Here is a 25,080-nt window from a genome sequence, read left to right on the forward strand (position 1 = left end):
ACGTCTCCAACATGAGAACCGATGAGACCACCGCGGTACGCGCGGCCGACCTGACCAAGATCTATGGTCGCGGGGAGGTGTCCGTGCGCGCCCTGGACGCCGTGAACATCTCCTTCGCCGCCGGCAGATTCTCCGCCATCATGGGCCCCTCCGGATCCGGTAAGTCCACCTTGATGCACTTGCTGGCCGGGTTGGACTCGGCCACCTCCGGTCAGGCTTTCCTCGGCGACACCGACCTGACGGCCCTGTCCGATGCGGCACTGACCAAGGTACGCAGGGACCGGATCGGGTTCGTCTTCCAGAGCTTCAACCTGCTTCCGATGTTCACCGCAGCACAGAACATCGCCCTGCCGAGCCAACTCGCCGGGCGCACGGTGGACCCGGACTGGCTGGACCTGCTGACCGCATCCTTCGGCCTGGACGAGCGGCTGCATCACAAGCCCCACGAACTCTCCGGCGGACAGCAGCAACGGGTCGCGATCGCCCGGGCCCTGTCCACCCGGCCCGAGGTGATCTTCGCCGACGAACCCACCGGCAACCTGGACTCCCGCTCCGGCACCGAGGTGCTGGCGTTCCTGCGCCGCAGTGTGCGCGAACTCACCCAGACGGTGGTGATGGTCACCCACGACCCCACCGCCGCCGCCTACGCCGACGAGGTGGTGCTGCTGGCCGATGGGCGCATCGCGGGCGCCATCACCGACCCCACCGCGGATTCGGTGATCGCCGGGCTGGAGTCGCTGCGTCCCACCGTGGGGGCCCGCTGATGTGGCGCGTCGCGCTGCACCAGATGCGCTCCTCCGCCGGGCGGCTGGGCGCAGCCGCGCTGGCGATCGTGCTCGGTTCGGCATTCGTGGCGACCACCCTGCTGGCCGGGGCCACGGTCGAGGCCACCACGCACAACACCATGGCAGCCGGCTACGCCGAGGCGGACCTGGTGATCGGCTCGGGCGGGATGAGCCTGGACCAGGTGCACGAACTGGGTCAGGTGGACGGGGTCACCGCGGTGAACCCGGTCTCCCGAGCCTTCATCGACCTGCACGCCGGTGAGCGTAGCGAGTGGGCGATGATGGGTCCGGTCCCCTCCGATGCCCGGCTGTCCGTGCCCACCCTGACCGACGGTGCGCTCCCCGAGGCTGAGGGCCAGGTGGCCGTGGTGGCCGACCTCGCCCAACGGCTGGGTGCCGGGCTCGGCGACGAGATCACCCTGACCTGGGAGGATCCGGCAGGTCTCGACGACGGCGCGGAGCCCACCGAACACGAACGCACGGTGCAGGTCGTGGGACTCCTCGAGGCACCGTCGTCCTTCTTCGCGATGGCCCAGCAGGTCCTGACCGATGCGGTCACATTCGAGGCGTGGGACCGCACGGGTGGCGCAGCGGACCGGCTGCACTTCACCGAGGCGGTCGTGCTGATGTCAGGCGACGCCGACCTGGCCCAGGTGCGCACCGGTCTCGAGGAGAGCCTCCCGGGCGTCACGGTGCAGACCGTCACCGAGCGGGCTGAGGACATGGCCGCGGATTTCACCGGGGATGGCATGCTGACCGCTCTGGGCCTCGCATTCGCCGCGGTGGCTCTCGCCGTGGCTGCGCTGGTGATCGCCAACACCTTCACCGTGCTGATCGCCCAGCGCACCCGCACCCTGGCCCTGCTGCGTTGTGTCGGTGCCTCCAGAGCGCAGATCCGCCGCTCCGTGCTCCTCGAGGCCGCGGTGCTGGGCCTGCTCGCCGCCGCGGTGGCACTGGGGTTGGCCGTGGCCGTGGTCGCCGGCGGGCTCAACCTGCTCGCGGGGGCGAACGACGAGGTGCCCCTGGACACCACGGTGCACCTGAGCCCGGGCATCGTGGCGGCCACCTTGCTCACCGGCCTGATCGTCACCGTGGGAGCCTGCGCGATCCCGGCTCGGCTGGCCACCCGGGTGGCACCACTGGCGGCCCTGCAGCCGGTGGAGGGAAAGCCCGAGCGCCGCGCCGGACGAGCACGCATCGCACTGGCGATCGGTTCCCTGGTGACCGGCGCGGCGCTGCTCGCCGGCGCCCTCGTCCTGTCGGTCGGGGCTGGTGAGGGTTCCGACGCGGTGTTCCTGGCCCTGGGGATCGGCGTGCTCGGGGGGCTGTTGTCGCTGCTGGGGCTACTGATCGGGGCGATGTTCATCGTGCCCGCGCTGATCCGTCTCAACGGCCGCCTCCTGGGCCGATCGGTGCCGGCACGGCTCGCTACCGCCAACGCTGTGCGCAACCCGCGGCGCACCGGCGCCACCGCATCGGCCCTGATGATCAGCGTGGCGCTGGTGGCCATGATGTCCACTGGTGCGCTGACCGCACAGGAGTCCCTGTCGCGGAACCTGGACGAGCGCTTCGGCGTCGACCTGACCATGTCGGTTGGTCACAACGGCGCGGAACCTTCTCGCGGGCAGGTGCAGGTCCTCGCCGACCATCCCGACATCAGCGAGACAGTCCTGATCGAGCAGGCCGTCGTCGAACTCCGCTCGGCGCGCACCGGCACCGAGACCACCCAGTTCGTCGGCGCTGTGGCCGAGGGCAGCCTCGAGCAGGTGGTGCGCGATCCCGACCTCGCCGGGGGCATCCCCGAGGGGACCGTCGTGCTGCCGCACAGTCACCACGACTGGTACGACCTGGAGGACGAGGACGAGGTCACCATCACCGCCCAGGACGGCACCGAGGTGTCCTTGCGTGTCCACCTGTCCGGCATCCCGGGCACCGCCCTGGTCTCACCCGAGGTGCTGGCCGAACTCGACGAGTCGGCACAGATCACCACGGCCTGGGCACGCTTTGCCGACGGCGCCGACGAAATGGATGTGGTCCGTGAGGTGCAGACGGCCCTGACCGATCTGCAGGCCGCCTCACCCGGGAACCCCACCGCGTGGCTGGGCGGCAGCGGTGTGGAGCGGGCCGGGTACCAAGAGGTGATCAGCACGTTGCTGGCCATCGTCGTCGCCCTGCTCGGGGTGTCGGTGGTGATCGCCCTGGTCGGGGTGGCCAACACACTGTCGTTGTCCGTGCTGGAACGACGGCGGGAGTCAGCCACGCTGCGGGCCATGGGACTGTCCCGGGGTCGGCTGCGCGGCATGCTCGCGGCCGAGGCGGTGCTGATCTCCTTCGCCGGCGCCGTGATCGGGATCGTCGCCGGTGTGGCGTACGGCTGGGCCGGTTCCACGGTGATGCTCTCCGGACTCGGGGACGTCACGCTGATGGTGCCCTGGCGCGACCTGGGCCTGGTCCTGGCCGGTGCCCTGGCCGCTGGTCTGGCGGCCTCGGTGCTGCCGGCCCGGTCAGCGGTGCGTGATGCCCCCGTGGTGGCTCTGGCCGGCCCCTAGCACCGGGACGCGGTTGTGGATCACCGATCCCGGTGTCCACAACGCCCCGGCCGGTCCCGTGTACCGGCCGGGGCACCCGCGCAGGCTGAGGGATATGGCCGACGACGACGCAGCCCGGGTCCGTGGGGCGATGCGCACCCACGTGCACATCGCCGTGATCGCCGGGCCCGATGCCGGCTGGGTCGCCGGTCTGGACAGTCGGGGAATCATCGTGGGCCGCGGTGCGGATGCGGGTCTGCGACTGTGTGATGCGCACCTGTCCCGGAACCACCTGCACCTGCGGCACCGAAGCGGGCGGATACAGGTCCGGGACCTGGATAGCGCCAACGGCTCACGGTGGCGCCCGGCCCGTGGGCGTTCGCGGGCACAGTCGGCCCCGGGTGCTGGGGGCTCGGGCCTGCGATGGCGGCGGCGCAGCCGGCGCGTCACCGGCCGCTGGCGGCGGATACGGGCCGGGGACCTGCTGCACGTGGGCACCAGCACCCTGCAGGTCCGTCCGCACCCGTCGTTACGCGCAGCCGAACCCGCACGTGCGCGGGCCGGCAGCGTGGATCCGGCCATGCCGGGAATGGTGCTGCCTTTACTGATGAGCGTAGGGATGGTGCCGGCGCTGTTGGCCGGTGGTGCCGGCCTCTGGCGGCTGCTGCCGTTGTTGCTGATCCCGATGGGGCTCGCCCTTGCCTGGCCGGCCCTGAACCGGCGACGACGGCGCCATCGGCCGCAGGGACCGGAGGCGCCCACCGGTTCCGGCCCGACCGGCCCGCTTGGCCCGAGCAGCCCGGACGCCCCGACCGGGTGTCCGCGCGTTGATGACCCGGCCGCGCTGATCGTGGCCGCCCAGCGCGGGAGCCTCGTCCCCGCACCGGGGCAGTGCCCGGCCGAGGAGGCGGGATGGGACGTCGGCACCGCGGACGCGGGTCTGCCGGCGGTGCCCGCCCACGGGGGCCGGTCGGGAACCCGCCGGGCTGGTTGCCTGCCGGTCCCGGCCGATGGTGCCGGCGTGGCCCTGGTGGGCGGCCGAGCGGAGAGTGAGTCCCTAGCGCGCTACCTGCTCTGCCAACTCGTGGTGCGCTCCCCACCCGGGCACTGGCGGACCGAGGTGCCCGACGGGTGGGCCTGGGCGACGGCGCTGCCGGACAGCGGTGATGGACCTGCCCGCGTGCTCCGGGTGCTGGAGGCCGAGGACGCCGCAGACGGAGCCGACGTCGCGGCGGCGCACCTGGTGCTGGCCCGCCACCTGGGGCAGGTGCCGCCGTGGTGCGCCCGGATCATCCAGGTGCGGCCCGGTCACGACCGCCGGGTCTCCTCCCGGTGGGCGGGTGCCGTGTGCTCGGTGCTGGCCACCGGCGCACACGCGGTGGTGGCCATCCCCCGGGTGGCACCGCTTGCCGAACTGATCGGCCCGCATACCGCCACCGACATCGGGCAGCGGTGGCGCAGCGCCGACACCGGTCTGGCCGCCCACATCGGCCACGACGGCAGCGGCCCGGTGTGCCTCGACCTGGTCCGCGAGGGTCCGCATGCCGTGGTGGCCGGCACCACCGGGTCGGGCAAGTCCGAACTGCTGCTCTCCTGGGTGCTGGCACTGGCCGCGCGGTACCCACCGGGGAACCTGGCGTTCCTGCTGGTGGACTACAAGGGCGGTGCCACGTTCGCCCCGATCAGCCCGTTGCCACAGGTGCTGGGGGTCCTCACCGACCTGGACGGGTCGGCCACCTCACGAGCGCTGGCCAGTCTGCGCGCCGAACTGCTCCGGCGCGAGCAGATCCTGGCCCGGGCGGGCGCGACGAACCTGGCCGAGTACCAGCGCGGCCGTCCCGACGGCGAGGGCGGCGGCGGGCGGCTGCCACGGCTGATGGTGATCGTCGATGAGTTCCGCGCGATGTCCGATGACCACCCCGAGCATCTGGACGACCTGGTCCGCCTGGCTGCTCAGGGGCGGTCCCTGGGGATCCACCTGGTGCTGGCCACCCAGCGCCCAGCCGGAGCGATCAGCGCCGACATGCGCGCGAACCTGACCACCCGGCTTTGCCTGCGCGTCCTGGAGGAGGCCGACTCCACCGACACGATCGGCATGACGGCCGCGGCCCGGCTGCCGGCGGTACCGGGTCGGGCGATCCTGCGCACCGAGACCACCACCACCTTCCAGTCGGCCTGGGGCGGGGATACCGCTGCGGTAGGGGAACTGGTGGACGCCATCCGATCCGCCGCCGAGGACCTGATCAGGACCGAGCCGTGGCGAGCGGATCTTCCCCCGCCCTGGGCGCCGCCGTTGCCGGAGTCCCTCACGGTTACCGAGTTGCCGGCTGGCCCGGCGCAGGGCTGGCTGCGCACCGACCTGCCCGAGGAGCAACGTCTGGGCGTGGGCACCCTGGACCTGCCGGCCAGCATCGTGATCAGCGGGCCACCCGGTTCGGGCCGGTCCACGGCCGCGGCGACGTTGGCCGGCCTCGCGCTGCGCCGGGGCGTGGCAGTCCATGTGCTCGCCGAGGACCCCCTCATCCCCGAGACCGCGCCCGCAGCAGGAACCTGGTGCGCCAGTGCCGATGTGCGCCGGGCCGGGCGGCTGCTGCACCTGCTGGCCGGCCGCCGCGGCGCTGAGATGCTGGTGATCGACGACGTCGACGCCTGGGCCGGCGCACTCGATGAGGTCGCCGGTGCCGGCGCGGGCACCGACCTGATCGCCACGCTGCTGCGCCGGGCGCGCCGCAGGGGTCTGTCGGCGGTGCTCACCGCCCCGGTACCGGCGCACCGCTGGGCCGCCCAGGTGGACCAGCACCTGGTGCTGGCTCCCCGCGATCCCGCCGACGCCGCGCTGGCCGGGGTGCCCAAGGAACTCACCGGCAGCGGCTGGCCACCGGGGCGTGGGGTACTGCTGACCCCCCGCACCTCGGTGGTGTGCCAGGTGGCACTACCGGAGGATGCCGGCGCCGAGACGTGGCCCCCACCGGACGGGCCGGTCCTGCGCCTGCGCCCGCTGCCGCAGGAGGTGGCGCTGACCGATCGTCCTGCCACCCCGGAACAGCCACAACGCATCTGGCTGGGCATCGGCGATGACGACGCCACCTGGGTGGGTGCTCACCTGCCGCCCGGCGCCACCTGGCTGATCGCCGGTATGCCCGGAAGGGGCCGCAGCACCACGCTGGCCACGATCGGTGCCCAAGTACGTCAGCGCACTGACGTGCTGATGATCGACGACGTCGACCGGCTCACGCCCGCCCAGGTCACCCGGACCCTCACTCTCCTGGCCGACCGGACCCGCGTCGTCGTAGGGGCAGCACACCCGGACCGGTTGCTGAACACCTACCACGACCTGGCGGCTCGCCTGCGTGAAGCCGACGTCGTGGTGGCGCTCGGTGCGGTCAGCCCGCACCTGACCGGCGTGGACATCCGGAGCCGGCTGGACCCCGACCCGGAACCGGGGCGCGGCGTGTTGGTGGAAGGCCCACGGGTGGTTCCGGTGCAGGTGGCCCGCCCCGATGGGGTCGAGGCGACCTAGAGCACCGCGTCGGGACGGCCACCGCGATCGGTCGCCGCACGGGAGGACGGCGCGAGCACCCCGGCAATGATCACCAGCGACATCACGATCGGTACCACGGTGGCCCACCACTCCTGGCCGCCCAGACCGCTGACGCCCACCGCCAGCAGCAGCAACTGCCAGGTGACCACGGGCCCGCGGCCCCACCGCTTGCCCTGCCACAACCCCCAGCCGGCGGCACCGACCAACAGGGCCAGCCCCAACAGCACCACCGCGAGTGTGACGATCGTGACCTGCTCAAGGCTGGCGGCACGGAGCAGTCCGCCCAGACCGCCGATCGCCAGGACGATCAGACCGAGCACCTGCAGCCCGACCAGGACCAGGGCCACCGTCAGCAGGATCGGGCGCGGAGACGGTGACTTCTCGGGCATGGCCCTACCCTAATGGGGGTATTCCGGGGCAGGGCCTGCGCTCGGATTCGGCACCTTCTCATTCCATGGAATGTGAGGGATGTCTCACGACGGTGCAGTGGAAAGCTACCGGCTACCCCTTGTGAAACAGCACGTGTCGTGTGAACCTAAAGAAGGACTTTTTACCGAGCCGATCAACGCGTCCCGCACACCCGCTCAGCGGTCGTCGAGCACAGCCTCAGGCTGTCACCGCGTTGATCGTCATGCCTACCAAGGAGTGCACCACAGATGGATTGGCGTAATCAGGCTGCCTGTCTGAACGAGGACCCCGAACTCTTCTTCCCGATCGGGAACACCGGGCCCGCCCTCGTTCAGATCGAGGAAGCCAAAGGCGTCTGCCGGCGCTGCGACGTTATCGACACCTGCTTGAAGTGGGCGATGGAATCCGGCCAGGACGCTGGTGTCTGGGGCGGGATGTCCGAGGACGAGCGCCGGGCGCTGAAGCGTCGCACCGCTCGTGCACGGCGCGCGGGTTGAGCCGACTCCACACCTGACAGAACGAGCCGGCCGGATCTCGACAGGGATCCGGCCGGCTTTTTCTTACGTCTCTGCCAACCGGCTTTTCCAACCATGGTTGTTTTTCTTCACCGGCACGTCTGCTTCTTGATCAGCCGGCATCGCGGACGTCGGCCAAGGTGGCCCTCAACGTCACCGAGGTGCCCCCGCCCTCGAGGGGTTCCCACTCGATCGAGCCGTCGAGTTCGGTGGCCACCAGGGTCCGCACGATCTGCGTTCCCAGCCCGTCGGCTGCCTGCTCCGCGTCCATGCCCACGCCGTCGTCGCTGACCCGCACCCGCAACTGGTTGCCCGCACGCCTGGCGTCGATCCGAACCGTCCCGTTCTGGCCCGCCAGCCCGTGCTCGACGGCGTTGGTGACCAGTTCGGTCAGCACCACCGCCAGCGCGCTGGCGTCGGTGGCCGGCACCCGGCCGAACTCCCCGGTGCGTTCGGTGACCACCCGGGCCTCACCGGAGGCCACATCGGCGGCCATCCGCAACGTGCGTCCGAACACCGCGTCGAAGTCGACCGCCTCATCGATGGTCTGTGACAGCGCCTCATGCACCGTCGCGATCGTCGCGACGCGGCGCATGGCCTCCTCCAGCGCGGTGCGCGCCTCGCTCGAACCGGTGCGGCGTGCCTGGAGTCGCAGCAGAGCCGCCACTGTCTGGAGATTGTTCTTCACCCGGTGGTGAATCTCGCGGATGGTGGCGTCCTTGGTCAGCAGTTCGCGTTCCTGGCGCCGCAATTCCGAGACGTCCCGGATCAGCAGCACCGCCCCGGTCCGTTCCCCGTGTTCGGTGATCGGCAACGCGCGAAGGGACAGCGACACCCCGCGCGCCTCGACCTCGGTGCGCCAGGCGGCCCGGCCCATCACTACCAGCGGCAGCGACTCATCCACCGGGGAGGAGTCCTCGATCAGCGGGGTGATGACCTCCGCCATCGACACGCCCACGATCTCATCGGTCACGCCGAGCCGGTGCAGCGCGCTGACCGCGTTCGGGCTCGCGTACAGCGTCTCGCCCTCGGCGTTCAGGCGGACCAGGCCATCGCCAACCCGTGGCGCGCCCCGGCGCGGACCGGTAGCGGCATGGGCGAGCGGGAACTCGCCACGGGCGATCATGGCGCACAACTCATCGGCGGACTCGACGTAGTTCAACTCCAGCCGCGACGGGGTGCGGTTGCCACCCAGGTAGGTCTGCCGGGCGACGACGGCCAGAGTGCGCCCACCGCGCACCACCGGGATCGCCTCCTCCCGGATCGCGAAGGAACCCTCCCAGCGTGCCTCCCGCAACCGGGACTGCGTCTTGGACTGTGCGGCGGCCAGGAGCATCGTGCGCAGGCCGGGCGGGGCCGACTGGCCGACCACGTCGTCGTGATGGACCGTAGCCCCGGTGGACGGGCGGGCGTGGGCGATCGCGACCACGTCGTCGTCCTTGGTGGGAAGCCAGAGCACCAGATCGGCAAAGCCCAGATCGGAGATCACCTGCCAGTCGGCGACCAACAGGTGCAGCCACTCGACGTCCTGCGCTCCGAGGTCACTCATGCGGGCGATCAATGCACTCATCGTGGACACCGGACCACCCTACTTCCAGCACGGGCTCCGGCCGTGCGCACCTGGTGACCGGACGGGCGGGGGTATCGTGGCCCTATGCGCTTCGAGGTCACGCACGACTACCCCGCCGATCCGGCCCGTGTGGCCCGGATGCTCGGTGACGAGGACTACCTGCGTGACAGCGCCCGCGCCTCCGGTTCGGTGTCCGCGCGGCATGAGGTGGCCCACGGTGAGGACGGCGCCTTCATCGTCTCGGCTACGCGACGGATGCCCACCGACACCATCCCGCACTCCATGCGCTCACTGGTCGGCTCAACGATCGAACTGAAGATGGTGCAGGCCTGGGGCCCGGCAGATGCCGAGGCCGGGCGCACCGCCACCGTGAGCATGGACATCACCGGGGCGCCGGCGCGGTGCACGGCCCGCACGAGGCTGTCCGGCGACGCCGAGACGACCCGGGTCCGGTACGAGGGTGAGGTCAGCGCGCCGATCCCCCTGGTGGGTCCGGCGGTGGAGAAGGCGGTGGTGCAGGCCGTCCAGCGCGTGCTGGAGGCCGAGTACAAGGTGGGACTGGAGCGCCTTGGCGGGTCGTGACCTGTGAGCCCACATCCGGCTCGGGACGGTCTGGCGCACCTGAACCGCCAGAACCTGGCACGCCGGTTTCCGCCCTGGCCGGGACCGCACCGGTTCGATCCCGAGAGTGCCCGCGGGTTCCGACGGGCCGCGGTGCTGGTCCTGCTGGCACCGGCGCAGGAGTCCGACGAGGCACCGGGGGCTGAGGAGTCGGTGCCCGCGGCCGATCTGTTCCTGGTCCAGCGCTCCACCGTACTGCGTGACCACCCCGGGCAGATCTCCCTGCCGGGTGGGCGGATCGAGCCCGGGGAGGACGTCGTCACCGCCGCCCTGCGGGAGACCCACGAGGAGATCGGTCTGCATCCGGACCGGGCAGAGGTGATCGGTGAGTTGCCGCCGGCGCTGGTACCGGTCAGTTCGTTCGTGGTGCATCCGGTGCTGGCCTGGACCGAGGCGTCCGGGTTCGAGCGGGCCCAACCCGGTGAGGTCCTGCATGCGCTGCGCGTCCCGGTAGCCGGTCTGCTGGACCCGCAGCTGCGCCGTTCGGTCCAGGTAGCCGGGTTGACCAGATTCACCTCGGTGGGGTTCCGGCTCCCGGTGGGATGGGTGTGGGGGTTCACCGGGAATCTGCTCGACCACCTCTTCACCCAGTTGGGCTGGACCCGGCCGTGGGATCCGGGCAACCGGTACCTGATGCCGGTAGCGGAGGCGCGTGGACGCGGCGCCGAGCCCATCCCGCGGGACGGCAGCGACGACCTCTCCGGCGCTCGGGAACCGGCCTGAACATCGGGGACGGGCAGGGCCGGCGTCCGGGACGCGAACCCGCGGCCCCGGCCACCGGACTCTCCCGGCCTCAGAGCCGGGTCACCAGGTGCGCGGCGATCAATCCCGCCGCGCCGGGGATCTTCGTGGCCGAGGGGAAGGCGTTCACGTCGATCACCACGGGTCCGTCTGCGGTGATCATCAGGTCCACCCCGCACAGTTCCACACCGACCGCCCCGGCTGCGGCACGGGCAAGGTCGGCGTGGTCGGCCGCAGGGGTGTAGACCTCACCGCCGGACTGCCGGCCGCCGGGCCGGCGGGCGGACCGTACCTGTGCGCCGAAGACGTACATCTTGGCCTCCCAGCCCTCCAGGTGCTCCTGCAGGAGGTAGGGGCCCGGAAACGGGGGCTCGGCCGGAGCGGTGCCGGGCAGGAGCACCCCCGCCCCACGGCCGGCTCGGGCATCGGCGGCTTTGATCACGGCGCCGGCGGCGCGCGCGTCTTGGTAATCAGGCTCCAGGCTCGTGCGGGGCACGGCCAGCCCGGCCCGGGCCAGCACGTCGAGGAGCACGGCGCGACGATGGGTCAGCGCCGTGGCTACGGGATCGTTACAGCACCGCCGGGCCCAGGGCGTCAACAGGTCCAGCACCTCGGGGGCCAGGCCACGCTGGGCGATCAACCGCGCCCCCGTCAGGTCCTGCCGCACCAGCCGCATCTTGCCGTCCACCCGCCACGCACCGTCGTCGGGCCCTGCTTCCCCGCCAGAGCCCGTCGCACCGGAGCTCCCCGCACCGGCGCTCGCCGCCTCGGGCACGAGCGTGCGCACGTCGATCCCGCGCCCGCGAAGGTCCTGGATCGCAGCGGCGATCGTCGGGGACCGCTCGGCCGGCTTGCCGAGAACGAAAACACATGTCACGACCCCAGTCTGGCGTAACGACCCGGTGAGTACGCTTGCCGCCATGACGCTGAAGGAGGAGCGTGCCGCGTGTGAGCGCACGTTCCGTCGCTACGGGCTGCCGTTGCTGGTGCACGATCACTCGGCTCGCCGTGACGTGTTCGGCCGCGCCGCCCCGGTGCTGGTCGCGGTGCTGCTGTTCGAGATATCGGTCGCAGCACGGTTCGATTGGCCGTGGTGGCTCAACACCACTGCGATCCTGCTGGTGCTGCTCGGCCTCTTCCTGGGCTATGCCGGGCTGAACGTGGCCCGGGGGCGCCACTGGTCGACACTGCCGCAGAGCGTGGGTAAGTCCGAGTTGGCGTTCTTCGTGCTGGCGCCGGCGCTGCTGGTGTTCCTCTCCGGTGGGCAATGGCGGGCGGGATTGATGATCGCCGGGTCCAATCTGCTCCTGCTCGGCCTGATCAGACTGGTGGTGCGGTACGGGCTGGCCGCAACCCTGTGGTGGGGCGCCAGCCGGGTGGGCAACGAACTCGGATCCTCGCTGCTGCGCCTGGTGCGCTTCCTGCCGTTGCTGCTGATCTTCTCGATGGCCCTGTTCTACTCAGCGGAGGTCTGGCAGCTCTTCCACCACACCCCCGGTGCCTCGGATGTGGCGCTCGTGGTCTTCTTCGCCGTGCTGATCCTGCTCATCCTTCGGATCCGGCTGCGCACCGAGACCGCACAGATCCTGCGCCAGGCGAAGCGGAACACCCCGCAGGCCGATCGGTTGCCCAGACTGTCCCGGGCCCAGTTGGTGAACGTGGCGGTGATGGTCGCCTCGAACCAGTTGCTCCAGGTGGTGGTGATCAGCCTGGGAGTCGGGCTGTTCTTCTTCGCCCTCGGCGTACTGACCATCACCCCGACGCTGCAGGAGTTGTGGCGGATCGAGGACGGCGGCTGGCAATACCAGATCGTCTTCGGCGACGAGCGGCTCGTGATCACCCAGACGCACCTGCGGGTCTCGGTGGCGATGGCGATGTTCACCGGCCTGTACTACGCGGTCTCGGTACTGACCGATTCGATCTACCGGGAGGACTTCATCTCCGACATCGCCACCAAGATGACGGATGTGAACGCCCACCGGGTGCGATACCTGCAGATCCTGGCCGAGTTGGGCGAGCCGGTTCCGGGTGGGCCAAGTCCCACGGATCGTGTCACCATCGGCACATGAACACTTCGCAGAGCGCGCTATGGGCTGAGCGCACCGGCACCAACACCTACACCGGGCGCAGTTCCACCGGAGCCGAGGTGAAGATCGGTCCGCGGGGAGCCGACGGCACCTTCACCCCCTCGGACCTGTTCGCGATGGGGTTGGCCGCGTGCAACCTGATGAGCGCCGACCGGGCCCTGGCCCGCGCCCTCGGTGACGATTTCGACGCCTACGTCGGCGTGCAGACCACGGCCGTGGCGGGCCAGAACCGGTACAGCCGCGGTGAGGTGGAGATCGTGGTGAACATGGAGGCTCTGGATGAGGACGAGCGCGCCACATTGATCGACCTGGTGCACAAGGCCGTCGACCGCGGTTGCACGGTGGGGCGCACCCTGGACAAGGGCATGCCCCAGACCCTGCGGGTCACCTCCGAGGGGTGAGATCGATGCCGAGCCGGCTGGATGATCTCCTGAACACCGCGGTCACGATCCCCTCGGCGCGGGTGCACTCCTACGTCGATGACATCCGCACGAAACACCCCCAGGCGTCTCCGGAGCAGATCCTGGCCATCCTGCACAGGCGATACCTGCTGGCGGTCGGCGGGTCCGGCGGCGCGGTCGGTGCGGTGGCTGCGGTGCCCGCGCTGGGTACCGGCGCGGCCCTATTGATCACCTCCGGGCAGGTGGCGGCGTTCCTGGGCGCCTCGGGCGTGCTCGCGCTGGGGGTGGCGGATGTGCACGGGATCGACGTCGAGGACGTCCCGCGCCGCAAAGCCGTGCTGCTGACCGCCCTGCTCGGCCCGAAGGGTCCCGAACTGCTCCAGGAGCAGATCGGAGTCACCAGTGTGACCTGGGGCAGGGCACTGATGACGCGGGTTCCGCTGGGCACCGTCAAGGCCGTGAACCGCACGCTCCGCAAACGGGTGATCGCCACCAGCACGGCCAAGGCCGGTTCGATCATGCTCGGCCGGTTGCTGCCCTTCGGTGTCGGCGCGGTGGTGGGGTACACCGGCGGTCGGGTGATGGGCAGGTCGATGATCCGGGGGATCGACTCCGCGTTCGGACCGCCACCCATGGAGTTCACCCGCGAGATCGGCGCCACCCCCAAGTTGATCACCCAACCAGCGCCGCGCGCGCTCGGCACCGCCGGGGCGCCTGGGCCGGGAGCGGACGAGCCCGGCCTACGATGAGTCCCATGGCGGACAGACAGTACGAGGACCTGCTCGACCTGGTGTTGCGAGAGGGTACGGTCAAGTCCGACCGCACCGGCACCGGGACGTTGTCCCGGTTCGGGCACCAGTTGCGCTACGACCTCGCGCAGGCGTTCCCGCTGATCACCACCAAGCGAGTGCACCTGAAGTCGATCGTGCACGAGTTGCTGTGGTTCCTGCGGGGGGACTCCAACATCGCCTACCTGCGCGAGAACGGGGTGCGGATCTGGGACGAGTGGGCCGACGACGACGGCGAACTCGGCCCCGTCTACGGTGTCCAGTGGCGTTCGTGGCCCACGCCCGACGGCGGTCATATCGATCAGATCACCGGTGTCCTGGAACAACTCCGCTCCGACCCGGACTCGCGCCGGATCATCGTCTCGGCCTGGAACGTGGCCGACTTGGATGCCATGGCGCTGGCGCCGTGCCACGCGTTCTTCCAGTTCTATGTGGCCGACGGGAAGTTGTCGTGCCAGTTGTACCAGCGCAGCGCCGACCTGTTCCTGGGCGTGCCGTTCAACATCGCCTCCTACGCCCTGCTCACCCAGATGGTGGCCCAACAGGTGGATCTGGAGTTGGGCGAGTTCATCTGGACCGGTGGCGACTGCCACATCTATGCCAACCACACCGAGCAGGTACGCGAACAGTTGACGCGCGAGCCGTTCGAGTTCCCGCAGTTGGAGCTGCGCAAGGCCGACGACCTCTTCTCCTACCGCTTCGAGGACGTCGAGGTGACCGGCTACCAGCATCACCCCGGCATCAAGGCGCCGATCGCGGTCTGAGTCGACCCGCAGGGACGATGCGCTGGGAGGGGACGTTGCCATGCTGGGAATGATCTGGGCGCAGGCCCATGACCGGGTGATCGGGCGCGCCAACGATCTGCCGTGGCACCTGCCGGAGGACATGGCGCACTTCAAGGCAACCACGCACGGACACCCGGTGATCATGGGTCGGCGGCAGTGGGAATCGCTCCCCCTGCGGTTCCGGCCGCTGCCGGGCCGGCGCAATATCGTGCTGACCCGCCAGGAGGACTACCGCGCACCGGGCGCCGAGGTGGTCCGGGACCTTCCCACAGCGGCGGCGCTGGTGCACGAGAGCGAGGCATGGATCTGTGGAGGCGGCCAGGTCTACGCCCAGGGGATGGACCTGGCTGATGTGCTGGTCGTCACCGAGATCGACCTGGAGGTCGACGGCGACGTCTTCGCCCCACCGATCACTCCGCCCTGGCAGGTGGTCGAGACCGGCGCGTGGCGAGAGAGCGAGTCCGGAATCCGGTTCCGGATCCTGCGGTTCGAGCGGGCTGTACCCGGGGAGTAGGGCGGGGCGCACCGGGGGTGCGGCCGAGCCGCACCGCTCGAGATCCTGGCCGAGTGAGGTGGCCCCGGCAAACGGTTAGAGTGCTCCGGGGAGGAATCCTCCGGGGAGGAAGTCAATGGTGAACGAGCGCGAACGGCAACACCGTGTACCGCCGCTGGTGCCCACTGCCCTGGTGGCCCTGCTCCTGGGTCTGGCGATCCTGGTCGCTCCTTCCATCGGAACCTGGGAGATGGATGCGCGCGAGTTCGAGGTCTCCGCACCGGAGCCGGACCAGGAAGGCCCCCCACCCGAGGAGCAGTCCTACGAGGAGTCCGGGGACGAGACGTTCGAGCCCCCCACAGACGCCGAGCCCATCGAGATCAGCCCGATCTGGGGCCAGCTGCTCCTGGGGCTGGTGATCCTCATGGCGGTGGCCGCTGCCGCGATCGCCATCTGGTTGTTCGTGCGCTATCGCAGGTCGCTCACGCCCGACGTGGGGCGCAGCGACCTGCAGGTGGACGCCGAGGTCGCGCCCGAGGACCAGATCCCCATCCTGACCGAGGCGGCCACCAGTGCGCGGGAGGAGGTGCGCCGGGCAACCGACCCCACCGATGCGATCATCCGTGCCTGGTTGGCCCTGGAGGACGCTGCGGCCCAGTCCGGGATGAGCCGCCGGCCCGCGGACACCCCGACCGACCTGACCGTGGCGGTTCTGACCCGCACCGAGGCCGACCCGGAGGCCACTACCGGCCTGCTCAGCCTGTACCACCGAGCCCGGTTCGGCACCGAGCCGATGAGTCCGGCCGAGCAGAACGAGGCAGTCACCCACCTCGAGGCGCTGGCCCGCAGTTGGGACCGGGTACGGCTATGAGCATCGCGACGTCCGAACCGGTCCGGACCCCGACCCAGCAGTCCCGGCGGTGGATGATCATCACCGCATCGATCGCGGTGGCACTGTCCGGCCTGCTGTACTGGATCGGCCTCAGCGGGCGGCACTCCGTCCTGCTCGGCGTGAGCCTGCTCCTGATCTCCGCCGCCATCCCGATCAGCGGGGTCCCCGCCGTCGTGCGCTTCCGTCGGTTGCCCTACCAGAGCCGCGACGGCGCCCGGCGGGAGGTCTCCACCCTGAGTTGGGCGATCTACGGCAACCGCACCACGCTGCGCGAACCCGCCGTGCGTCGCCTGCACTCAGCGGGAGTGCGAGCCTGCCGCCACGCCGGTGTGGATCTCGAGTCCGGACCGGGGCGCGAGCGGGCCCGCCAGGTGCTGGGTGAGGAGGTCGTGGCATTCCTGGACGACCCGCGCGCCACCCCCGTGGACGCCGGCCGGATGCGCCACTACCTGACCGCTTTCGAACGACTCGACCTCAGAAAGGGCCTGGCATGACCACACCCGTTCCCACCCCGCTCCCCGTGCCGGAGGTATCCCGGCTGGGCAATGACGTCCTGGATCAGGTGGCCGGCGTCGTCGTCGGTATGACCCAGCCGCTGCGCACCGCACTGGCGGCGATCCTGGCCGGTGGGCACGTGTTGTTCGAGGACGTACCCGGGCTGGGCAAGACGCTCGCGGCCCGTGCCCTGGCCGGAGCGCTCGGTCTGGACTTCCGGCGGCTGCAGTGCACCCCGGACCTGCTCCCGGCCGATATCACCGGCTCCTACGTGTTCGATCCGGCGGCCACCGAGTTCACCTTCCGTCCCGGGCCGGTGTTCACCGGGCTGTTCCTGGCCGATGAGATCAACCGCACCGCGCCCAAGACCCAGTCGGCACTGCTGGAGGCGATGGCCGAGCGCCAGGTCAGTGTGGAGGGCACCTCGCACAAGCTCCCCGCGCCCTTCCACGTGCTGGCCACGGCCAACCCGGTGGAGTACGAGGGGACCTATCCCCTGCCCGAGGCCCAGTTGGACCGGTTCATGGTCCGACTGTCCGTCGGCTACCCCGATGCGACCCAGGAGGCCGATGTGCTGGCCCGCCGGATCGCCCGGCGCACCGAGTGGGCCGAGGTGGACCAGGTCGTCGACGACACGACGCTGCTGGCCATGCAGGCCGGGGTGGAGGCGGTGGACGTGGACGCCGACATCCTGGACTACTGCGTGCGGCTGGCCGGGGCGACCCGGGAGCTGAGCACTGTGGAGGTCGGGGCCTCCCCGCGCGGCTCCCAGGCGCTGGTGCTGCTGGCCCGGGCCCGGGCGGTCCTGGACGGACGCGAGTTCGTCACCCCGGAGGACGTCAAGGACGTGGCCGTACCGGCGCTGGCGCACCGGTTGGTGCTCACCCCCGCGGCGTGGGCTGCGGGGGCCTCGGCCGACCAGATCGTGGCGCGTCTGCTCGAGGAGGTCCCCACCCCGGCCACAGCGCGCGCCGAGGCCCCGGTCGGCGCTTCGTCGTGAGTTCCGCGCACTCACCGGGTGCGGGGCCGACGACTGCGCAACCCACCTCTGCCGAGCCGGCCCGGTCCCGCTCTGATGGGCCGGGCACCCCGGGCGGCTCGAGCGGGGCGGCCCGCTCGGGTGAGGCAGGCACCCCGGGCGGCTCGAGCGGGGCGGCTGGCTCAGCCGGGCCGGGCGGTGCGGCGACCGTCTGGGTGCCGGGCACCTCGGCGGTGCTGACCGGGGGTCTGGGGATGGTGCTACTCGTGCTGGGCGTCACGACGTCCCGGCCCGACCTCGCCGCGCTCGCCCTGCCGATGGTGCTCGGGACGGCGTGGGCGTGGTTCTCCCAACCCCGCCAGGACGTGCAGGCGCAGTTGCGGCCGGGCCTGTCCCCGGGCGCCGGCACGGCTCCCGGCGCGCCCGGCACCGCCGAACCGGGCACGGTCGGCGCCACCCTGACCCTGCGCACCCCGCCGGGCACCTCGGTGGTCCGGATGCGGGTGGCCACCAATGGCTATCGCACCACCGAGGCGGTGGTCGTGGCCGAGCCGGACCGCTCCATCGGCATGTCCCTGGAGACCGCTCGCACCGGGGTCCTGGAGTGCTTCCGGGTGGACTACATCGCCACCAGCCACGACGAACTGCTCGCCTCGCACTGCCCCCCTGCCGGCCCGGTGCCGATGATGGTGCGCCCGCCGGCGCGTCCGCTGCGGCGCATGCCGCTGCCGTTCCGGCTGCAAGGGCTGGTGGGACCGCACACCTCACGCCGCGTGGGCGAGGGCATGGAACTGCACGACATCCACGAGTTCACCCCCGGGGACCGGCTGCGCCGGATCGACTGGCGCACCACCGTGCGTCGCTCGTTGGACCCGCGCACCCAGAAGCTGGGCGCGCTGTACGTGCGGCGCACGCTGGCCAGCGCCGACGCCACGGTGATGCTGGTGGTGGACTCCCGCGACGACGTCGGCCCGGACGTGGACACGTGGTCCGGCGGCACCCCGGCCAGGATGACGCACGCGACCTCGGTGGACCTGGCGCGGGAGGCCGCGACGTCGGTGGCCCAGTTCTACCTGAAGGGCGGGGACCGGGTGGGGCTGGACGACCTGGGCAGGCGACGACGCCCGGTGGCCCCGGCCGCGGGCGGCAAGCACCTCGAACGGATCACCCAGCGCCTGGCCCGGATCGCACCGGAGGGCAGCCCGCAGCCACGCCAGCGCTCCCCGAGACTGCCCTCCGGTGCGCTGGCGGTGATCTTCTCCACCTTCCTGGACGACGAGGCCAGTGCCGTGGCCACTCTGTGGCGCTCCCAGGGGCACCGGGTGATCGCCGTGGACGTGCTCCCCGCGCTCAACACCGCACGGTTGGATCCCTACGCTGCCACATCGTTCCAACTGATCCGGCTGGAGCGCGGGTTGCGGCTGGCCGAGCTGCGCCGGCAGGGCATCGACGTGGTCCACTGGGTCGGCGACCCGGACGGGCACGGCACCGCCATGAACCCCGAGGAGGCCCTCATGGTCGCCTCGACGGTGCAGCGGGGTGGTCGCTGATGGGGCGGGTGTCGAACTGGGCGCGCCGGGCCGAGGCGAGCCTGCCCGAGCAGCGGCCGCCGGCGATGCGGCTGCACCTGGGGCCGGTCGTGGCGGCCTGGGTGCTGCGCCTCGCCGCCCTGCTGCTGGCGGTGAGCGCGAGCGTGCTGGTCGCGAGCTCGGTCGTGACGATGGTGCTGATGATCCTGTTCTCGCTGACCGTGGCGTTCTGGCCGGGCTACGGGTTGCCGGTGGGGGTGGCCGCGTTCCTCGGCTGGGGGCTGATGGTCGGGGAGCCCACGGTGGCCGAATCGACCGTCGTGGTGTTCTGCGTGCACGGGTTCCTGGTGCTCTCGCGTGTGGTCGGCGGGGTGAGCTGGGACGCGGTGGTGGAGCTGCGGGTGTTGGCGCGGGTGGGATGGCCGTTCCTGGTACTACAGGTCATCGCGCAGACGTTCATGCACCTGGCCCTGGCGCTGCCGCGGGTCGGGGACTCGGTGGTCTGGATCGCCGTCGTGGTCCTGGCGGTGCTGGTAGGTCTCACTGCGGTGATGGTGCGCGCACTGCGCAGCCTGACATGAGCGCGCACACCGGCCCGGGGATCAACTGGGCGGGCAGCCACGTGTTCGGCGCCCGCACCCTGCACCGCCCGACCAGCCTCGACCAGGCCCGGCGGATCATCGCCGCAGCGCCGAGGATCCGCGCCCTGGGCACGCGGCACTCCTTCAACGCCCTGCCCGACTCCCCCGGTGACCTGATCAGCCTGGCCGGGCTGGAGCCGCAGATCGAGATCGACGAGCGAGCAGGGACTGTCACGGTGAGCGCAGCGGTCACCTACGGCGATCTCGCCGAGGCGCTGGACCGGGCCGGTTTCGCGCTGCACGCGATGGCCTCACTGCCACACATCTCGGTAGCCGGGGCGATCGCCACCGGCACCCATGGCTCCGGCGACGGGGTCAGGAGCCTGGCAGCCGCCGTCGTCGGGCTGGAATTCATCGACGCCCAGGGGCAGGTGCACCGGATCGCCCGGGGCGAGCCGGACTTCGAGGGCGCGGTGGTGAGCCTGGGCGCATTGGGGGTGACCACGCGCGTGACGATGCGGATCGAGCCGGCGTACCGGGTGCGCCAGTGGGTCTTCAACGACGTGCCCTGGGACCTGGTGCTGGAGGACTTCGACGCCCTCACCGCGCTGGGCACCTCGGTCAGCCTGTTCCCCTCCTGGCGGGCCGACTCGGTCGATTCGGTCTGGGTGAAGCGCCGTACCGATGGGCCCGACGGCGGCGCCTCCCCCGGCGTGCTGGGCGCCTATGCGGCGCCGGCCGACCAGCACCCGGTTCGCTCGGCCGACGCGCGCGTGTGCACCCCGCAGCAGGGGGTGGCCGGGCCGTGGCACGAGCGGCTGCCGCACTTCCGGATGGGGTTCACCCCCTCCTCCGGCGCGGAGATCCAGGTCGAGTACGCGCTCCCGCGCGACCTGGCGATCCCGGCGCTGGATGCCTTACGTGGGTCGAGCACCCTGCGCGAGCGGGTCGGTCCGCTGCTGCACATCAGTGAGGTGCGCACGATCGCCGCCGATGACTTGTGGCTCTCCCCCGCCTACCGGCGCCGGAGCATCAGTGTGCACTTCACGATGGGCATGGACCCGGAGCCGGTGGCGGCGGTACTGCCGGTGATCGACGAGGTGCTGGCCCCCTTCGAGGCCCGTCCGCACTGGGCCAAGTGGTTCCGCACCGATCCGCTGCGCCTGGCCCGCCGCTACCCGATGCTGGGGCGTTTTCGCGACCTGGCGGCCCGGTGCGATCCCCACGGGTGCTTCCGCAACGAGTTCCTGGACACCTGGGTCTTCGGGGGCACCGGCGCCGGGCGCTAGTCTCGACGGGGTCCCGTACCGGGGCCGCCCGCACGTGTCCGCAGGAGGGTTCCGATGACCGATCAGAACACCAGTCCCAACCCGGCCGTCCCTGGCGACGGTCCTGGCGCGCCCGCCGACGCCGGCTCCGCGGGGACGATGACCCGCGCCCAGCGCTTGGATCGTCTCCCGTTCGGACGGGCCCACGGGCGCCTCCTGGTCGGTTCGGGGATCGGCTGGGCGCTGGATGCGATGGACGTGGCGCTGATCTCGTTCATCATGGCCGCCCTGGGCATCGCCTGGAACCTGACCAGCACCGAACTCTCGGTGGTGGCCTCGATCGGGTTCGTCGGGATGGCGGTGGGCGCCAGCCTGGGCGGGTTGCTCGCGGACCGGATCGGGCGCCGGCAGGTGTTCGCCCTGACGCTGTTGATCTACGGGCTGGCCACCGGGGCGGCGGCGCTGTCCACCGGCCTGGTGATGCTCATCGTGCTGCGCTTCATCATCGGTCTGGGCCTGGGGGCCGAACTTCCGGTGGCCTCCACCTTGGTGAGTGAGTACGCACCCAAGCGGATCCGGGGCCGGATGATCGTGATCCTGGAGGCGTTCTGGGCGGTGGGATGGCTGGCCGCCGCGGTGATCGGCTACTTCGTGGTCAACCCCGGCACCGGGTGGCGTTGGGCGTTCGTGATCGGGATGGTCCCGGCGGCCTACGCCCTGGTGGTGCGCTACGCGCTGCCGGAGTCGGTGCGCTTCCTGGAACAACGTGGCCGGGAGGAGGAGGCGGAGAGGTCGGTGCGCTACTTCGAGGCCTCCACTGCTACCCCGGCGGCCCCCTCCCCACCGGTGGGAGATCCCGCGCCGCCGCCGAACTGGCGGGAGTTGTGGTCCCCGCGCCTGCGCCGGCGCACCATCGCGATCTGGCTGGCCTGGTTCGGGGTGAACTTCTCCTACTACGGGGCGTTCATCTGGCTGCCCACGCTGCTGCTACAGCAGGGGTATGACCTGGTCCAGTCCTTCGAGTACACCCTGATCATCACCCTGGCCCAGCTGCCCGGGTACGCGGTGGCGGCGATCCTGATCGAGAAGTGGGGACGGCGAGCCACGCTGGCCTCGTTCCTGGGTCTGTCGGCGGTCGCCGCGGTGCTCTTCGGCCAAGCGGATACGGTGGCGACCATCATCGCCGCCGGGATGGCGATGTCGGCGTTCAACCTGGGTGCCTGGGGTGCGCTGTATGCGGTGACGCCGGAGATCTACCCGACCCGGTTGCGGGGCACCGGGTCCGGGAGCGCCGCGGCGTTCGGGCGGGTCGCAGCGATCCTTGCGCCGCTGTCCACCCCCGTGTTCATCTCGATCGGTGGTGCCCCGCTGGCGTTCGGGGTGTTCGCCTTCTTCTTCGTGCTGGCCGGGGTAGCGGCCCTGTTCCTGCCGGAGTGGACGGGCAAGGAGCTGCAGGAGCGCTAAGGCGCCGGACCGTCCCGGACCTCTCCTGCGGCGCGGGTCATAGGCTTTCCTCATGGCAGCAGCGCAGACGGGGTCCGTACCGGAAGGCGACACCTACGGCCGTCAGGGTTTCGGCTCGATGAGGTTGAGCGAGGACGACGCCGGCACTGCTGACCGGGATCCGGTGGCTGTTCTCAACGCCGCCCTCGATCTCGGTGTCACGATGATCGACACCGCGGACGCCTACCAGAACGAGGAGTTGGTCGGCCGCGCGATCAGGACGCGACGCGATGACGTGGTGCTGGCGAGCAAGTTCGGCCTGGTGCGGCGCGATGATCTGGCAGCAGGCTTCGAGGCCCGGGCCGACCCTGCCTACGTGCGGTCGGCGAGCGAGGCGAGTCTTCAGCGGCTGGGAGTCGAGGCGATCGATCTGTACTACCTGCACCTGCGCAGTGAGACGGTACCGATCGAGGACACCGTCGGAGCGATGGCGGAACTGGTCGATCAGGGCAAGATCCGCGCCATCGGGCTGTCCAACGTCACCGCTGAGGATCTGCGGCGTGCCCACGCGGTACACCCTGTTGCGGCCCTGCAGGAGCAATGGTCGTTGGTCCAGCGCGGTATCGAGGATGAATTGCTGCCCACCGCGGCGGAGTTGGGCGTGGTGGTGGTGGCGCACTCCCCGACCGGCCAGGGCCTCCTGCACGCACAGCCGCAGCGCCGCACCGACGGTCCCGTAACCGCCGGGCTCCGGGCAGCGCTGGGTGAGATCGCCACCGGCCACGACGCCACAATCGGTCAGGTCGCGCTGGCCTGGGTGCACCACCGACAGCAGGAACACGGCGTCCGAGTCGTTCCCTTGCCCGGGACCGCGAGCATGCGCCACCTGCACGCGAACGTCGCCGCAGCCGACCTCCGGCTCTCCGCCACCGACCTGCGCCGGCTCGAGACCGTCACCACGGCCGCGAAGGCATGACCGGCCCCGACGGCGGCCCGGACCGGGACACGGCATTGCCTGGGCTGAGGCCGGACCAGCGGCTCCTGGTGCAGCGGTGGCTGCCCGGCGCGCATGTCGTGGCGGACCTGAGTTGGGGGTTGATCGATTCCACGGTGCTGCGGGTCCGCACCCCGGGCATCGCCGAGGACGTCATCGTCAAGGCATGCGGTCCGGGCAACCACCATTTCTCCCGGGAGTTGGACGCCTACCGGCACTGGGTGGGGCCACTGCGCCACCTGGGTGCGGCGCCGGTGCTGCATCACGTGGACGACGACGCACGCGTCCTCGTGGCCGAGTTCCTGCCCGGGGAACTCGTGCAAGGCAACGACTCCGAGCAGCAACCGCAGACCTACCGGCAGGCCGGCGCACTCCTGGCGGCGTTCCATGGTCAGGATCGGCGCATGGACTCCGACCTGGGGATCGAATTCAACACTGCCCGCAAGCAGCGGGCGCTGCGGTGGCTGGCCGGGGAGCATCGCATCCCGTCGGCCACGGTGAGGCGATTGCGTGCCCTGCTCGCCGACCACCCCACCAAAGCGGTGCGGCTCGTGCCCACCCACGGCGACTACCAACCCCGCAATTGGATGGTGCACGCCGGGAAACTCGCCGTCATCGACTTCGGTCGCGCCGGGTGGCGGCCGGCGCAGACCGACCTGGCCCGGCTCGCCGTGCAGCAGTTCCGTACCCGTGGGGACCTGGAACGCGCTTTCATCGAGGGGTACGGGTCCGACCCACGTGGACCGGACTGGCGCTTCATCCTGCTCACCGAGGCGATCGCAACGGCAGCGTGGGCCTATTCGGTGGGCGACGAGGCGTTTGAGGCGCAGGGGCACCGGATGATCGACGACGCGCTGGCACTGTTTCCAAGGCGCTGATCCTGCGCCCGTGCGGGTGCCCTCCGGGGCAGGAGGGCACCAGCGGGCCAACGATCCCGCGCCAGCAGGGCGTCGGCGAACTGGTCTCGGGTGTACCAGCGGTCCCAGGATCCACGTCCCGCTCGGGGCGTCGTGGACAACCGACCGCATCACCTGCTCGTGCGGGCTGGCGCTCGTCACGGCCGGCGGGGATGCTAGATCAATGACTGAGCACGCGAGAGCAATGCTGACCGACCACTTCGGCAGGATCGACGAACTGGTCGAGGACCTCACCGATGGGCTGAGCCCGGAGACTTCCCGGTGGCGTCCTGCCGCGGACGCCAACACGATCGCCTGGCTGCTCTGGCACCAGAGCCGGGTCCAGGACGATCACGTCAGCGACCTCGCCGGCACCGAGCAGGTGTGGCCGCAGTGGCATGAGCGCCTGGACCTGCCCTTGGACGTCAGCGACACCGGGTTCGGCCACTCTCCGGACGACGTGGCAGCCGTCCGCATCTCCGCTGCGGATCTGCGTGACTACCACGCTCAGGTGCACGCCCGTACGTTGGAGTACGTCGGGAGGCTGGACGGCGACGAACTGGAGCGCGTGGTCAACTCCGACTGGGACCCACCGGTGACCGTCGCGATCCGCCTGGTCAGTGTGATCGGGGACTGCCTGCAGCACCTTGGCCAGGCGGCCTATATCCGCGGGATCGCCCCCGCGGGGTAACACCAGTCTCCAGCCTCCGGGCTAGGGCGAAGGCCTGCTTCCGTCGTGC

At 71.0% G+C, this 25,080-nt stretch carries 24 protein-coding genes; 21 read left to right on the forward strand and 3 right to left on the reverse strand.

Annotation, left to right across the window (positions count from 1 at the left end):
- Positions 1 to 11 precede the first annotated feature (11 nt).
- The 3 genes from ACPL7H_RS10815 to ACPL7H_RS10825 all read left to right on the forward strand — a co-directional run bounded on the left by ACPL7H_RS10815 (position 12) and on the right by ACPL7H_RS10825 (position 6,833).
- On the forward strand, positions 12 to 764 hold the full coding sequence (locus tag ACPL7H_RS10815) for an ABC transporter ATP-binding protein (RefSeq protein ID WP_424796936.1): 753 nt from the start codon (positions 12 to 14) through the stop codon (positions 762 to 764).
- Entirely contained in the window at positions 764 to 3,334 is a 2,571-nt protein-coding gene (locus ACPL7H_RS10820) for an FtsX-like permease family protein (protein ID WP_424796937.1), read from the forward strand. Before ACPL7H_RS10815 ends, ACPL7H_RS10820 begins: the two co-directional genes overlap by 1 nt.
- A gap of 94 nt (positions 3,335 to 3,428) precedes the next feature.
- Positions 3,429 to 6,833: an FtsK/SpoIIIE domain-containing protein gene (locus ACPL7H_RS10825; protein WP_424796938.1), complete on the forward strand. Its 3,405-nt coding sequence runs from the start codon at positions 3,429 to 3,431 to the stop codon at positions 6,831 to 6,833.
- On the opposite strand, the gene ACPL7H_RS10830 is transcribed toward ACPL7H_RS10825, so the two are convergent.
- The gene (locus tag ACPL7H_RS10830) at positions 6,830 to 7,243 is read right to left on the reverse strand and encodes a hypothetical protein (protein WP_424796939.1); all 414 of its coding nucleotides are present in this window, start codon (positions 7,241 to 7,243) and stop codon (positions 6,830 to 6,832) included. The two genes, ACPL7H_RS10825 and ACPL7H_RS10830, sit on opposite strands and share 4 nt — an antisense overlap.
- Before the next feature lie 267 nt (positions 7,244 to 7,510).
- Here ACPL7H_RS10830 and ACPL7H_RS10835 point away from each other — a divergent pair, with 267 nt between their 5' ends.
- Positions 7,511 to 7,759, forward strand: coding sequence for a WhiB family transcriptional regulator (locus ACPL7H_RS10835; protein ID WP_424787560.1), 249 nt, complete (start codon positions 7,511 to 7,513; stop codon positions 7,757 to 7,759).
- Positions 7,760 to 7,889: 130 nt separating this feature from the next.
- Here the strand turns inward: ACPL7H_RS10835 and ACPL7H_RS10840 are convergent, their stop codons facing one another.
- On the reverse strand, positions 7,890 to 9,347 hold the full coding sequence (locus ACPL7H_RS10840; protein ID WP_424797135.1) for a sensor histidine kinase: 1,458 nt from the start codon (positions 9,345 to 9,347) through the stop codon (positions 7,890 to 7,892).
- 84 nt (positions 9,348 to 9,431) lie between these two features.
- Here ACPL7H_RS10840 and ACPL7H_RS10845 point away from each other — a divergent pair, with 84 nt between their 5' ends.
- Both ACPL7H_RS10845 and ACPL7H_RS10850 read left to right on the forward strand, forming a co-directional pair.
- Positions 9,432 to 9,929, forward strand: coding sequence for a DUF2505 domain-containing protein (locus ACPL7H_RS10845; protein ID WP_424796940.1), 498 nt, complete (start codon positions 9,432 to 9,434; stop codon positions 9,927 to 9,929).
- 3 nt (positions 9,930 to 9,932) lie between these two features.
- Entirely contained in the window at positions 9,933 to 10,691 is a 759-nt protein-coding gene (locus ACPL7H_RS10850; RefSeq protein ID WP_424796941.1) for an NUDIX hydrolase, read from the forward strand.
- A 70-nt stretch (positions 10,692 to 10,761) separates the two neighbouring features.
- Here the strand turns inward: ACPL7H_RS10850 and ACPL7H_RS10855 are convergent, their stop codons facing one another.
- Positions 10,762 to 11,586: a hypothetical protein gene (locus ACPL7H_RS10855; RefSeq protein WP_424796942.1), complete on the reverse strand. Its 825-nt coding sequence runs from the start codon at positions 11,584 to 11,586 to the stop codon at positions 10,762 to 10,764.
- Positions 11,587 to 11,629: 43 nt separating this feature from the next.
- On the opposite strand from ACPL7H_RS10855, the gene ACPL7H_RS10860 reads away from it, so the two are divergent.
- The 15 genes from ACPL7H_RS10860 to ACPL7H_RS10930 all read left to right on the forward strand — a co-directional run bounded on the left by ACPL7H_RS10860 (position 11,630) and on the right by ACPL7H_RS10930 (position 25,031).
- Positions 11,630 to 12,778, forward strand: a complete 1,149-nt coding sequence (locus ACPL7H_RS10860) for a hypothetical protein (protein ID WP_424796943.1) — start codon at positions 11,630 to 11,632, stop codon at positions 12,776 to 12,778.
- On the forward strand, positions 12,775 to 13,197 hold the full coding sequence (locus ACPL7H_RS10865) for an OsmC family protein (RefSeq protein ID WP_424787555.1): 423 nt from the start codon (positions 12,775 to 12,777) through the stop codon (positions 13,195 to 13,197). The genes ACPL7H_RS10860 and ACPL7H_RS10865 overlap by 4 nt, the downstream gene beginning before the upstream one ends.
- Before the next feature lie 5 nt (positions 13,198 to 13,202).
- Positions 13,203 to 13,946 carry a hypothetical protein gene (locus ACPL7H_RS10870; protein WP_424796944.1) on the forward strand — a complete coding sequence of 248 codons (744 nt, stop codon included), beginning with the start codon at positions 13,203 to 13,205 and terminating at the stop codon, positions 13,944 to 13,946.
- 5 nt (positions 13,947 to 13,951) lie between these two features.
- Positions 13,952 to 14,749 carry a thymidylate synthase gene (locus ACPL7H_RS10875; protein ID WP_424796945.1) on the forward strand — a complete coding sequence of 266 codons (798 nt, stop codon included), beginning with the start codon at positions 13,952 to 13,954 and terminating at the stop codon, positions 14,747 to 14,749.
- 40 nt (positions 14,750 to 14,789) lie between these two features.
- Positions 14,790 to 15,284, forward strand: a complete 495-nt coding sequence (locus ACPL7H_RS10880; RefSeq protein ID WP_424796946.1) for a dihydrofolate reductase — start codon at positions 14,790 to 14,792, stop codon at positions 15,282 to 15,284.
- A 118-nt stretch (positions 15,285 to 15,402) separates the two neighbouring features.
- On the forward strand, positions 15,403 to 16,134 hold the full coding sequence (locus ACPL7H_RS10885; RefSeq protein ID WP_424796947.1) for a DUF4129 domain-containing protein: 732 nt from the start codon (positions 15,403 to 15,405) through the stop codon (positions 16,132 to 16,134).
- Complete coding sequence (locus ACPL7H_RS10890) at positions 16,131 to 16,649, forward strand: hypothetical protein (protein WP_424796948.1); 519 nt, start codon at positions 16,131 to 16,133, stop codon at positions 16,647 to 16,649. Before ACPL7H_RS10885 ends, ACPL7H_RS10890 begins: the two co-directional genes overlap by 4 nt.
- Positions 16,646 to 17,650, forward strand: a complete 1,005-nt coding sequence (locus ACPL7H_RS10895; RefSeq protein WP_424787549.1) for an AAA family ATPase — start codon at positions 16,646 to 16,648, stop codon at positions 17,648 to 17,650. Before ACPL7H_RS10890 ends, ACPL7H_RS10895 begins: the two co-directional genes overlap by 4 nt.
- Positions 17,647 to 19,179: a DUF58 domain-containing protein gene (locus ACPL7H_RS10900; RefSeq protein WP_424796949.1), complete on the forward strand. Its 1,533-nt coding sequence runs from the start codon at positions 17,647 to 17,649 to the stop codon at positions 19,177 to 19,179. The genes ACPL7H_RS10895 and ACPL7H_RS10900 overlap by 4 nt, the downstream gene beginning before the upstream one ends.
- Positions 19,179 to 19,739: a hypothetical protein gene (locus tag ACPL7H_RS10905; protein WP_424796950.1), complete on the forward strand. Its 561-nt coding sequence runs from the start codon at positions 19,179 to 19,181 to the stop codon at positions 19,737 to 19,739. The genes ACPL7H_RS10900 and ACPL7H_RS10905 overlap by 1 nt, the downstream gene beginning before the upstream one ends.
- Positions 19,736 to 21,028, forward strand: a complete 1,293-nt coding sequence (locus ACPL7H_RS10910; RefSeq protein WP_424796951.1) for an FAD-binding protein — start codon at positions 19,736 to 19,738, stop codon at positions 21,026 to 21,028. Before ACPL7H_RS10905 ends, ACPL7H_RS10910 begins: the two co-directional genes overlap by 4 nt.
- 54 nt (positions 21,029 to 21,082) lie before the next feature.
- Positions 21,083 to 22,471, forward strand: coding sequence for an MFS transporter (locus ACPL7H_RS10915; RefSeq protein ID WP_424796952.1), 1,389 nt, complete (start codon positions 21,083 to 21,085; stop codon positions 22,469 to 22,471).
- A 52-nt stretch (positions 22,472 to 22,523) separates the two neighbouring features.
- A complete protein-coding gene (locus ACPL7H_RS10920) occupies positions 22,524 to 23,426 on the forward strand; it encodes an aldo/keto reductase (protein WP_424787545.1) in 903 nt (300 codons plus the stop codon).
- Entirely contained in the window at positions 23,423 to 24,322 is a 900-nt protein-coding gene (locus ACPL7H_RS10925) for an aminoglycoside phosphotransferase family protein (protein WP_424796953.1), read from the forward strand. The genes ACPL7H_RS10920 and ACPL7H_RS10925 overlap by 4 nt, the downstream gene beginning before the upstream one ends.
- Before the next feature lie 202 nt (positions 24,323 to 24,524).
- Positions 24,525 to 25,031 (forward strand): mycothiol transferase, encoded by a 507-nt coding sequence (locus ACPL7H_RS10930; protein WP_424796954.1) that lies wholly within the window; start codon positions 24,525 to 24,527, stop codon positions 25,029 to 25,031.
- Positions 25,032 to 25,080: the final 49 nt, after the last annotated feature.

The sequence above is a fragment of the Pseudactinotalea sp. Z1732 genome (assembly GCF_049724975.1).
Classification (GTDB): Bacteria; Actinomycetota; Actinomycetes; order Actinomycetales; family Beutenbergiaceae; genus CALKWS01.